This is a genomic window from Draconibacterium sp. IB214405 (genome assembly GCF_033963885.1).
Classification (GTDB): Bacteria; Bacteroidota; Bacteroidia; order Bacteroidales; family Prolixibacteraceae; genus Draconibacterium.
The window spans coordinates 987,051-1,000,279 of sequence record NZ_JAXBMA010000004.1; the positions used below are offsets into that span (position 1 = coordinate 987,051).

Consider the following 13,229-nt stretch of genomic DNA (forward strand, 5'->3'; position numbering starts at 1 on the left):
CGATTTAAGACAGACACAACCGGGGTTAACATTTTATGACTTTTGTTATGTTTTAAAACAAGAAAAGCCGGTAAGTCAAAACTTACCGGCTGCTCTTTAATTAATAACCTAAAAGGGCCACAACTGGCCGAATGGTTTTTCTTTGATATTATTTATCCCACCAGATTCTGGTGTCCATATCGTCTGCACCCTGACGAGCTACTGCAGCTGTTACATTTTCTTCGTTCAGGTCAAATTCGTTCTGAGTATATGCTCTACGACGAGGGATCTCTCTGTCCTGGTATGCAGCTGGTGCAGGTGCAAGTTCAGGATAATCGAGGCGTCTCCACTCCGACCATGACTCCTGTCCGTCCATGTACAAGCTCACCCATTTTTGCTCACCAATCGATTTTTTATAGTTAGCAGCATCGTAAGCTACAGCTTCCTGTGCTAAATAATCGGCAGTTGCAGCAGCATCAATTCCCCAGAATTCCATGCTGGCAGTAATCGCTTCTTCGTAAACAGTGGCAGGATCATCGCTAATCCATCCTCTGGCCGCAGCTTCTGCTTTGATGAATAACAACTCAGAATAAGTCTGCATAACACCTGGGCTCTCTGCAGCACGTACAGCAGCACCCGGGAATGAAATTTCTGCGTTAGTGATACTTCCTGACTCTGCATCAGATACTCCATAAGGCATACCAACAACTGTTCCTGTATTTGGAGCAGGATCGGCATAAACAGGCAAACGTGGATCGTTGATCGCAGCCATGTAATCAGCCATTGTATTACTGATCGCGTAGTCAGTTCTTGTTAAGAAGTGGTTGTAAATAGGATTCCAGTTAGCTGCATCGGCCAAGTACGAATACAATGCATTGTCGTCGTTGCTTGTAAAACCACCTGCCAAACCAGAAACTACAGCGCTTTTAGCAGCAGCAGCATCAACTTCTGTCATGCGGATTCCAACACGTGCTTTTAATGAGTTGGCGAATTTTTTCCAGGCAGCCATATCACCACCGAAAATAATGTCACCTTCCATACCTGCTGCGTTTACTTCAATCTGGGCAGCAGCCTCAGTTAATTCAGTAACGAAACTGGCATAAATTGCATCCTGAGTATCGTAAGTTGGTTTAAAAGATTCCGAACCTTTTAAAGCATCGCTGTAAGGAATCTCACCCCACATATCAGTAATCAACTGGAAAGTATACACTTTCAGGATTCTTGCAACAGCAATCTGGTTGGCATTAGAACCTGAAGCAGTAGCATCACTCATTGTAGCCTCATCGGTGTTAATAGCAATAATTTGCTCTAAATCAGCCAAAGGACCAGTGTAGTATGAGTTAAAACTTGCTTCTGCAGTTTGATATCTTGACGTATTAGTATACTGTGTTTCAGACCAGTGCTGAGAGTACAGCATACAAGTTGTATTAAAACGGTTACCCAAAATTGAACGCTGTGCGTTTGTCATCAGGTATGCAGTTGGCACATCCGTAACGTTGTTCGGATCGGTATTGATTTCTTCGAAATCTTTGGTACAGCCCACAAATAAGCTAGCAAAAAGCAGGGCAAAAACTGATTTCTTTATATATCTCTTCATAATATCTTCTTCTTAACTTGTTAAAATTTAACATTTACGCTGAAACCCATAGTTCTGGTACTTGGATGCTGACCGTTCTCAAATCCCTGAATGTTGCCTGAACCGTATGCACTTTCAGCATCAACGTTAGGAATATTTTTATGAAGGATGGCCAGGTTTCTTCCTACCAATGCAACATTAACTCCGTTGATAAATGTATTGGCAAACAAACTGCTTGGCAATGAGTAACCAATTTTCACTTCTCTCAACTTAATAAAGCTTGCATCGTATAAATAGTTCTCTCTGTAGTTTCTCATAGCTTTCCAGTAATCTACTGCTTCGATGTAAACATCATTCGGAGTTCCGTCTTCTTTTACACCTTCAGCAAGCATACCACCGCCTTCGCTAACAGGATCCCTCATTGGGTTTCCTTTGGCGTTGTTACCAACAGTTGATGCTAACAGACCTGAATATTCACCGTAACGGTTAGTTACTGAGTACAGCTGACCACCTTTTTGGAAATCAACCAAAGCACTTACCGAAATACCTTTGTAAGAGAATGAGTTGGTTACACCACCAGTCCAGTCAGGTAAATAAGAACCGTAAGTCTGGTTAGTTGAACGAACGTAATAACCGTCTTCATCAACCAAACGCTCTCCGTCTTCGTTGTAAGTAAAACCATCGGTTACCCAAGTACCGTAAGTTTCACCTTCTTTGGCATTAATAGAAGGTCCCCAACTTGCCAAAACGTAGTTATCAACGCCTTCAGCCAATTCAACAACCTTGTTATTATTTTTCGCCCAGTTTACAACAACGTCCCATGTAAATTCTTTATCGATAGGTCGTGCACGCAACATAACTTCCCAACCTTTGTTGGTAATCAATCCTGCGTTTACAACAGCCGAGCTATAACCACTTGTACTTGCTGTACTTAAACCTAAAATCTGATCTTTCGATTTAATATCGTAGTAAGTTACGTCTAAACCTAAACGGTTTTCGAAGAAACCAAACTCAGCACCAAACTCTACAGTTTCGATGGTTTCAGGTTTCAAATCAGCATTTTTCAGGTTATTAGGTACTGAATATGCTGGGTAGCTACCATAGTTGTTTCCAGAAGAATAAGTAACTGCCAACTGATAAGGATCGGTATCGTTACCTACCTGCGACCAACTTGCTCTAACTTTTCCTAATGAAAGGATAGACTTATCTTCAATCAATTCAGAGAACAGGAATGTACCTGTTACAGCAGGATACAAATAAGAGTTGTTTCCTTCAGGTAAAGTAGAAGACCAGTCGTTACGTAATGATACATCAACGTAAGCCATACTCTTATAACCGAAACTTGCACTTCCGTAAAGCGAGTTAACCACTTTTTTGTCTTTGTAATCAGTGATAGAAGGACGGTCAACCGAAGCTGTTACGTTAAAGAAGTTAGGTACACTTAAACCACCGTTTGTACTTGCAGTATTGTTGTAGTAGTTACGTACACGTTTGTTAGCACCAAAGTTAGCATCTAAAGAAAAGTCTGAAGTGATGTTTTTAGTATAAGTTGCCAGGAACTCGAAGTTGTTATCTTCCATCTGACGAACTTGCTCCTGGTACCATGCTTGTGGAATAGATCCTGAAGCAATGCGTTGTTCACGACGGTCGTTATAGAAGTCGGTACGTGCCCATCCCTGAACAGTAAGACCAGGAAGCACATCGTATTTCAACGATACGTTACCGAATACCCTGTCCCTCTGAAGGTTTGCAGGACTTTCGTTGATTACCCAGTATGGGTTTTCCCAGTAAAGTGGGTGAAGGTTGGTTGGAGAACTGATGTTCCATGTACGGTCAACACCATCAGCTGTTTTGTAATTAGCCAGTTTGTCCATATCAATCTGACGCTGGAACCACTGGTTAAAACTTGTTACAACGTTACCTTGAACACCCGAATATCCTTGAGAAGGAATACCATCGTTTTTAGTTTTAACGTAGTTCATACTTGCTGAAGCAGTTAATTTGTCAGTAAGTTTTGAACTTCCGCTAAAGGCAATTGTATTTCTTTTTAATTCTGAAGTTGGCAATGTACCTGTTTGCTTAAAGTTAGTGTAAGACAAACGGAACAGTGTACCCTCGCCACCACCTTCGATAGCAACGTTATTGTTAGTTGTAATACCTGTTTCGTAGAAATCTTTTACGTTGTTTGGATGAGCAACAAATGGAGTCATTTGTCCGTAGTCCTCATCATCCTCGTACCAGCTGTACCACTGACGTACTAAAGTTCCGTCCATTTTTGGTCCCCAACTTTCGTCAGCTGCGTAGTTTACAACAGGCTCACCTTCGTAAGTATCAAAACTTTGTTTGTAACCACCACCGTATTCATTCTGATAATCAGGCAACAATGCAACTGTTGTAACATTTACACCTGTAGAAATAGATACGCCGATACCTTTACGTTTTGTACCTTTTTTAGTTGTAATAAGGATTACACCGTTAGCAGCACGCGAACCGTAAAGTGCGGCAGCGTTGGCACCTTTCAGTACAGTCATCGACTCAATGTCTTCAGGGTTGATATCTGCTGCAGAGTTACCCCAGTCAGTACCACCACCACCGTTTTGAGTACCGGTAGAGTTGAAGTTTGAGTTGTCGATAGGAGTACCGTCAACGATAAATAAAGGCTGGTTGTTACCCGAAATCGAGTTAACACCACGAATAACAATACGCGACGAACCACCAACAGTACCGGTAGAACCAGTAACCTGTACACCGGCAACTTTACCCGATAAAGAGTTCACCACGTTCGCATCTTTTACTGCGGCAATGTCGTCACCTGTTAACTGCTGAGCCGAATATCCTAAAGATTTCTTCTCGCGCGAGATACCAAGTGCAGTAACCACTACCTCGTCGATACCAACCAGGTCGGGCTCCATTACAATAGCGTAATCCGAACCTTCGCCCAATTCAACGGTTTGTGTTTTCATACCCACAAAACTTGCCAATAAAGCTTTGGCATCTTGTGGTACTTTTAATGTAAAAACCCCGTCAATGTCGGTTACAGTACCCATGGTTGTTCCTGCTACTGAAACAGAAACTCCCGGAATTGGCATACCATCCTCGCTGGATGTAACCGTACCGGAAACCATCTTTGTCTGAGCATTTGCCACCGTCGCTCCCAAGAGAAGCAGGAACGACATAATAAGTGCAATTTTCTTCATAAAAAACAATTTTAGATTAATATTATAACTACAATTCAAAATTCTTTTGTTAATACTTTGCGTATCGATTAATACCGAAATACACAGCAGAAATCATTTAACACCAATCATTTAGTGTAATATTTCTTTAGTAAAATATATGGATTGTTGACCCCCTTCTGAAAAATGTAATAAACAGTAATTAAACAGCATTCTTATATTTTTAATCTGATAAATGAATATCGAATTCCCCCAAACTCGTCGTTGCCATTTTTTATGTTCTCGCAACAAATATTCATTAGATAAACCTAAATTCTCACATGTCAAATATTCATCTTTTATTTCACATAGACAACATTTTGCCATCCATATTGAGCTTTTTGATTCTTTTTGACATTACAATCTTTCTTTTTGACACAAATTAAAAGAATTCCAAACAGACAAACTCCTCATTATTAGCTTATTGTAACAACTACAACAAAGTGTTAATTTGTGTTAACAGAATATTAAAAGATTTGCCACTCAGCTTACATATTGAAACAAAAAGCCTTCTAAAACATCATTATTAAAACTCCTGAATGTTTTTACGATATTATGAAAAACAGAATAGAACAAAGTGAAACAAAATGAGCCAAATAGAAAATCGAACCGGATTCAAAAAGAAGCACTATCTACTTAAGAATTTATCACCTGCATGATATATCTGGCTTTGAAGAATTAAAGGAAGACGGATTTTAAAGTAGAATAAAAAAGAGAGAGAAAAAAAGAAACCGGGAGATTATTTAAGTTTCTACGAAGGGTAATTGTGAGTAAATGTAGAGTGAGTATCTCCCGGTTATTTCTTTTTAGCTAAAAGGCTAACAACTTCTATGAAATAAAGAGAACCGGGCGAATCCGGTTCTCTTTATTTTTTATTGATCCCACCACAATTTGTCGAAAATGGTAGCATCAGGTACATTCGACCTGTTTTTGTTCAGCTCATCCTGTGGATACAGGAATCTTCTGATCCAGTCAGAGGCAATTGGATCGCCACTATCGTTTATTGGAATAGCAATTTCTTCAGGATATGCATAATCATGACGACGGGCATCTACCCATGCTTCCGGCTCAAGAGGGAAAATTCCCAACCATTTTTGAGTCATAATTTTCTCCAGGGTTACCGTACCTGCTGTTTCGGCAGCATGTGCAGCCAAATAAGCAGGTGCTCTGTCAACACCGGCACCAATACTATTTTGAGTTACACTTGCAGTAACAGCCTCGTTTAATGCAGATGCTGCACGGTCTAAATCGCCGGCTGCATAAGCAGCTTCCGATTCAATAAATAACATCTCGATAACCGTTGCTACATAGATAGGCGAATCATAAGCTCCGAAAACACCGTCAGGACCAATTGGAGAAAAACTTTCGCTGGTAATACCAAAACCGTTTGGTTTTCCTTTGTATCCAACAAGCATTCCGTCGAAGTTATAGTTATCCCAATAAGCTTCCAAACGAGGATCTGAGTTTTCAGTTGCTTCAGGATATGTAGGATTCGGATTGTTCTCACCTGTATCAACCAACATCATATCCATCATTACTTTCGAAGCAATTACGGTGTTGTTTTCCCAGTGCGTTCCCCAGCGGTTACGGCTACTTGCAGTACCTTCATAATTCATTTTAAAATCCCAGTCGCCACCAACTACAGCACCGGCAGCTTTTGCTGCATCAACATACTTCAGTACATCAGAAGGATTGTACGACGATTTTTTGCTCAGGTGATTTAAGTTACGTGCGAGTAACAAGTTAGCCAAAGCTGTCCACTTGTCCATATCGCCACCATAAATCAAATCGTTAGAACCAACCGCCATGTATGAGTCTTGTCCGAAATGAGCAATACCTTCTTTCAGCAAGCGGATAATTTCAGAATATACAAACTCCTGGCTATCGTATGCCGGCGTTTCATTTTCTGTGTTAAATGCTTCCGACCATGGAATATCGCCGTAAATATCTGTTAAAGTAGCCAATCCAAAGGCTGTCATTACTTTGGCAATTCCTAAATAATGATTTGATCCGTTTTCTTCGGCTACTTCCATAATATATTGGTAGTCTTTTAACGGGCCCAAATACAGTCCGGTGAAAAAACCATTTTCATCACTGTGTGTAATAATGTAACGGTCGTAGTTAATACCACGTGCGTGGTTTCCAGCCTGGTGTTGACTAAACAAGCCCCAAAAGCCGGTACCAAAACCTCCAAAATCGTCCATTTGCGTATACTGAGCTGCTGTTAACACAACGTCAATAGTAGCATTTTGTGGCGAGTTTAAGTTATCGTTGATTGTGTCGAATTCGGAACAACTCACAATCGACAACATAAAAATCACCAGTAAACTTGTTGTTATTTTTATATATCTCATGTCTTTCTTCTTTTAAAATTTCTTATTCCTACTGATTAGAATGTTGCAGCAATGCTGAACATATAAGATTTGTTGTTTGGAATCACCAATTCATCAAATCCCTGGTAGTTACCTACACCGTGGAAACTCAATTCCGGATCGTTACCCTTGTATGGAGTAGCCAGGAATAAGTTTTTACCGGTGAATGTAAACTTCAGCCCTTTTACAAAGGTCTTCTGCAACATTTTACTTGGTAGGCGGTAACCCAGATAAACAGTTCTAAGTCTCCACCACGATCCGTCTTGAACCAGTTCTTCTTCAACCAAACGGTAACGTCCGGTCCAGAAATCGTTGTCCATTTTAGCAGGAGTAGTGTTTACTGTTCCATCGGCATGAACACCTTCGATAAGGCGGGTAGTATTCGAGTAACCGTCACTTCCGTCAGCAGCATCGCCATCGTACCAGCGATCGGCAGTCAATGTAGACAAACCGGCGTAGATAAGGTTTGCTTCAAAACCATTCACCATATCGCCACCCTGACGACGTTCCATTGTGAAACCTGCACTGAAGTTTTTGTACTCAAAATCAGAAGTAATACCCAAGGTCCAGTCAGGGTTTACATTACCCAACTTAACGGTTTGAGAACCCAATTGTGGTTTTCCTTCTGAATCGATCAATAAAGGAGCATCTAAATAATCCTCATCCTCAGGACTTACGTAATCAGGATCTGAAGGATCAAGATCTTGTCCGTAACGTTGCCATGGGTCACCATAAATGGTTCCTAATTCTTCGCCTTCAACAGCAACAATCAGTGCACTTGTCCACCAACCATCGGTAAGAATTACACGGTCAAGATCGTCTTCGGTTGACTGACCAAGACGCTCTACCTTACCCTTGTTTTTAGTGAAGTTGAAATAAGTATTCCATTTAAAATCTTTTCCTTTAAATGGGTTCATTACAGAAAGTGTTGCTTCAATACCTTTGTTACTCACCTCACCAAGGTTGATTAATTTAGTGCTGTAACCGGTAGCTGAAGACACAGGCTGACGGATGATCTGGTCTAACGATGTTCTGTCGTACAAAGCCAAATCCAATCCGATAATATCATTCAGTGCTCTTGCTTCAACACCAAATTCCAATTCGTTTGTTCTTTCCGGTTTTAAAGCCGGGTTGTTTTGCGAGTTGCTGATTGTAAATCGTGGATTACCGTAAATATTTGGTGCGTTTTTCGAGAACGAATCATACAATGCCATTGTTGGTGCATCGTTGGCCATTTGCGAATACGAACCACGCAGTTTCAGGTAATTAATTCCCGGAATTTCAACCAGCTCGCTAACCAATACACCCAGGTTAACCGATGGATAGAAGAAACTGTTGTTGTCCTCAGGTAAAGTCGACGACCAGTCGTTACGTGCAGTAACTCCAAGATAAATAGAGTTTCTCCAACCAACTGTTACATCGCTGTACACACCGTACAGGATTTTTCCCGACTGGTAAGTTGAAGACTGTATTTCAACCGTATTATTCAGGTTATAAAATTCTTTCAATACAAACTCGGTACCTACAGAAGATAAACGATCGTATTTGGTTTGCCAAACGTTACCACCCACAAGGTAGCTCACGTCGAAATCTTCACCAAAATTAACCTTACCATTAAAAATAAGGTCCTGGTTGTAATCCGACTGGTTGATTTTCATCACAGTCATATCACCTGAACGACTTGCTGTTTCAACCGAACCAAATGGTCTGATTTCAACCCTGCTTTCGGAATAGGTATCAATACCTGCAGTGTATTTCATGGTTAACCATGGAGCAATTTTATAGTCGAAACCTAAATTACCAATCAAACGGTTCAAACGCCAGTCTTCACCTTCTTCGTTTACAACCCACTGTGGATGAGGCACACCACCTGAAAACCAGGTTTTATCGCCTGTTGCAGGATTTTTCCACGGATATCCGTTAACATCCCACATGTTATGCCAGTATCCTAAACCGTTTAGAATACCACTGGCAGTTCTGAATCGTGTACCACCTGTATTGATGTAGTTTGCTTTACCGTAAACAGTAATATTTTCTTTAATTTTCTGGCTAACATTAATCACAAACGATGTTTTATCGTAATCCTGGTTAGGTGTGATACCATCCTGATCTAAACGAGAAACTGATGCATAAAAAGTACCGGTTTCCGAACCGCCCGATGCTGACAAACTATGTGTTTGCGAATTTCCATCCTGCCAGAATCTTGAATAGTTGTCTTTGTATTGCGGAATTAATTCACCACCAACATCCTCGGTTGTTCCATCGCCATCTAAATCCACCATGGTTCCGGTTGGGAAGGTAGGATTTGTAGCATAATGTGGTCCCCAACTCCAGTGCGTTACATTACTGTATTGTCCGTAACGTCCTCTGGAGTAGTCGCTGTTCCACTCGTGCAAGTGATATGGTTTATCAAGCGAGTAAGAAAAATTGTAATCAATTTTTAAACCTTGCTTTTGCGAACCTTTTTTAGTGGTAATAATTACAGCACCGTTTGCTGCACGAATACCGTAAAGTGCAGTTGCTGCACCACCTTTAAGTACCGACATTGAAGCGATTTGCTCCGGATCGAGGTCGACTGCACGGTTGGCAGAAGGTGTACCTGATGCACTGTGCCCAACAACATCGTTGTTAATAGGAACACCATCAACTACATAAAGCGGCTGGTTACTGTAGTTAATCGACGAAAAACCACGAATTACCATACCGGTACCGCTACCGGCCTGACCACCTGAGTTCTGAATCTGAACACCGGCGATTTTTGAGTTGATCGCGTCGATCATGTTTTTTGATGCCGAGCTGGCAATGTCGTCCGATCCAACTTCCTGAACGGCGTATCCCAGTGATTTTTTCTCACGCGAAATACCCATCGACGTAACAACAATTTCATCAAGAGCAATATCTCCCGATTCCATTTCAACATCGATTACAGTTCCGGTAATTGCAAGTTCTTTGGTTTTCATCCCAATAAATGAGAAAACGATGGTTGCTGCATCTTCGGGAGCTTTTAAAGAATATTTCCCGTCGATATCGGTTACCGTACCAAGCGTTGTTCCTTTAATAGAAACAGAAACCCCTGGCAAGGTCATTCCATCGGAGGCAGAGGTAGCAACCCCTGTAATCGTTTTGGTTTGAGCCCAAACTCCTGCAATACCTATGGCACACAGGAATAGAATAAACAGTGCGATTTTTTTCATAGAAAGAGTTTTAAATTAAAATTAAACAGCGTTTACAGATGACCAAATATTCATTTTTTATTCATTTCTAACAACAGTTTATCACCGTGTAGCCACTTTTGATTTCTTTTTGTCACTCTTTAGGCAATTTTACTTACAACACAATTAATTTCAATTTTACATAAATCACTCATTACCAAGATACTGTACAATCGACAACAAGAAGTTAATTTATGTTAACAAAAGGTTAATAAAACCATGGATTTTCATATCATAATGGCATATTTTATACGACATAAAACTCTTTTTTCCAGACATAATGTGTTTTCATGACATTTATCACTTTTTGGCGAACATTTCACAACACATCATACTTATGATAAGCAGGCAGTCTAATATAATTTTAGGCTAAAAAATATGATAGGAAATAAAAATTACTATTCGATTTTGTGGGGAGCAACAATTTTCAATTATGTTACAATATTGATTAAAAAGAATAGTTGAATTACGAGCTATAAAATATTTGTCAACTCGTTTAAGGATTCAATAACCGTTATAGAATTGTGTTTGTTATCGATTGTGCCTTTTAAGCGGTTATAATAAACCGCATCCATACCAAAATTACGGGCACCCTGAATATCCACATCCCAATCGTCGCCAATCATTAAACTTTTTTTCTTTTTTGCGTTGGCCGATTTTACGGCATATTCAAAGATTTCGCGTCCCGGTTTTGGCGTTTTTATCTCTTCTGATATAAATAGCTTCTCGAAATATCCGGCAAGATCAGCATTCAAAAGTTTCCGGTGTTGAACCTCCTTAAAGCCATTTGTAATAATAAACATGCGATATCCGCGTGATTTCGCAAAGTCGAGTATTTCTCTTGCGCCCTCGATAAGATGCGTCTGTTTTGGCATCTCACTTAAATACTGCTCGTTCATTTCAAGCGCATCAATGTCTGTAATTTTCAGGGAATCAAAAGTTAGCTGAAAACGTTGACGGGTAAGTTCCTTTTTTGTGACCTCCTTTTTTCGGTAGGCCTCCCACAACTCATCATTAAACCGGTTATAAGTTTCAAAAAAGTGCTCGAAGTCCACACTGTTTTTATCAAGTTTCAACAAATTGAAGGTTGCCAACATAGCATACTTCGAGTTTGTTTTAAAATCCCACAGGGTATTATCCAAATCAAAAAACAGGTGTGTATATTTTTTCTTCATTACGTGCTGCCCGACGGCATCTGTTTGTTAAACGCTTGAGTGATTATTGGTCTTTCCCCTCTACCACAATCACGATTTCGCCTTTTGGTGTGTGTTCTTCGTAATACGCTTTCAACTCAGTAACCGTTCCGCGTTTTATTTCTTCGAACATTTTACTCAGCTCGCGACAAACGCAGGCTTTTCTTTCTTCTCCAAAAAACTCTGCAAACTGCCCCAGAGCTTTTACCAAACGATATGGCGATTCGTATAACACAATGGTACGAGGCTCTTCTGCCAGAATTTTCAAACGAGTTTGCCGGCCCTTTTTCTGCGGCAAAAATCCTTCAAAAACAAACTTATCGGTGGGCAAACCTGAAACTGCCAATGCGGGAATAAGTGCCGTTGCTCCTGGTAAACACTCCACTGTTATATCCTTTTCTACGCACGCCCTTACCAACAAAAAACCGGGATCGGAAATGGCAGGAGTGCCGGCATCGGAGATGAGTGCAACAGTATTTCCCTGCTCAATTTGAGAAACAATTGATGCTGTGGTTTTATGCTCGTTAAACTTGTGATGCGCCACAAGTCTTTTTTCTATTTCGAGGTGTTTTAGCAATTTCGACGATACCCGCGTGTCTTCCGCAAGAATGATGTCAGCTTCTTTTAAAACCGTTACCGCTCTTAAGGTAATATCCTGAAGATTGCCAATGGGCGTGGGTACCAATATTAATTTTGCTTCTTTATCCATTCGGGAATCTGCGTTTTACAAGGCCAACAAATTTCAAACTTGTTTCGTTCTTTTTCCATTTAAAGTTCTGCTGCAAATACTCCACCGCTTCATTGATATTAGTTAGTCCATCCAGATCGCTAACCGTTTTTGCAAAAGTGTCGGCATTGCCGTCGAATAACTCACGAATGTACTGGTAACGATCGTTTATACCAATTGCCGCCTGAATACTTGTCACCGGGCTGTTTGATATTTTATACTCCAGCTTGCCATCCTCTTTGCCTCCAAGCAAATCGTTTACCGATTTTCCGGCAACCGGACGGTCTCCTATCCTGGTATTTGTTTCCTCCACTTCTTCGGTCTCTTCCTCCTCGCGGACTTCGTCTACTACCGGCTTTTCTTTCTCAACTTCTTCCTGGCTTATCTCTTCTTCAATTGTCTCTTCAACAGCTGCAACTACTTTCGGAGCTTCTACTACTTCAGCAGTCTCTTCAACTACTTCTTTTGCAACAGGCTCAATCTTTTCTACCGGTTCTTCTATCGTTTCGGGCTCCTCGTCTTCCTTGTCGGCAATTTCTGCTTCAAATTCTTCCAGTTCTTTTAAACCTGCCTTTTCGTCTTCGGTTAACTCTGTGCGAGGTGCTGCTGGAATTTCGGCTTCAGTCTTCTCAGAAGACGAACCATTGTTATCTGCAACTGCCGGTTGAGGGATTTGAACTTCAGGAGACTTGATTTCCTTTTCGCTCAGTAACTGAATAATGTTTTTTGCCCCACTAAAACGGGTACGGATAAATTCCATTTCCAGCTCATCAAATCCTTCGGCACCTTTTTCAGCAAACAGTTCTTCTATCTCCGAAATATCTTTGTACAAAAATTTAAATAATTTTTTATTGTCCATGCATCCAAGCTTTTAACGCGATGTTGGTAAATTAATCATGGCTTTTACTACCCAAACAAGCCTGTAAATTTTATTTTTGTAAAAGTAGTAAATAAA

7 protein-coding genes are annotated in these 13,229 nt (G+C 40.6%); all 7 read right to left on the reverse strand.

The window, feature by feature from the left end:
* Positions 1-148 precede the first annotated feature (148 nt).
* Positions 149-1,576, reverse strand: coding sequence for a SusD/RagB family nutrient-binding outer membrane lipoprotein (locus tag SLH46_RS16675; protein ID WP_320282341.1), 1,428 nt, complete (start codon positions 1,574-1,576; stop codon positions 149-151).
* A 20-nt stretch (positions 1,577-1,596) separates the two neighbouring features.
* Positions 1,597-4,752 (reverse strand): SusC/RagA family TonB-linked outer membrane protein, encoded by a 3,156-nt coding sequence (locus tag SLH46_RS16680; RefSeq protein WP_320282342.1) that lies wholly within the window; start codon positions 4,750-4,752, stop codon positions 1,597-1,599.
* 890 nt (positions 4,753-5,642) lie between these two features.
* Entirely contained in the window at positions 5,643-7,124 is a 1,482-nt protein-coding gene (locus tag SLH46_RS16685; RefSeq protein WP_320282343.1) for a SusD/RagB family nutrient-binding outer membrane lipoprotein, read from the reverse strand.
* A gap of 35 nt (positions 7,125-7,159) precedes the next feature.
* A complete protein-coding gene (locus SLH46_RS16690; protein ID WP_320282344.1) occupies positions 7,160-10,336 on the reverse strand; it encodes a SusC/RagA family TonB-linked outer membrane protein in 3,177 nt (1,058 codons plus the stop codon).
* 491 nt (positions 10,337-10,827) lie between these two features.
* A complete protein-coding gene (locus SLH46_RS16695) occupies positions 10,828-11,529 on the reverse strand; it encodes a YjjG family noncanonical pyrimidine nucleotidase (RefSeq protein WP_320282345.1) in 702 nt (233 codons plus the stop codon).
* 43 nt (positions 11,530-11,572) lie between these two features.
* The gene (gene rsmI / locus SLH46_RS16700; protein ID WP_320282346.1) at positions 11,573-12,256 is read right to left on the reverse strand and encodes a 16S rRNA (cytidine(1402)-2'-O)-methyltransferase; all 684 of its coding nucleotides are present in this window, start codon (positions 12,254-12,256) and stop codon (positions 11,573-11,575) included.
* Positions 12,249-13,133 (reverse strand): hypothetical protein, encoded by an 885-nt coding sequence (locus SLH46_RS16705; RefSeq protein WP_320282347.1) that lies wholly within the window; start codon positions 13,131-13,133, stop codon positions 12,249-12,251. The genes rsmI and SLH46_RS16705 overlap by 8 nt, the downstream gene beginning before the upstream one ends.
* Positions 13,134-13,229 lie beyond the last annotated feature (96 nt).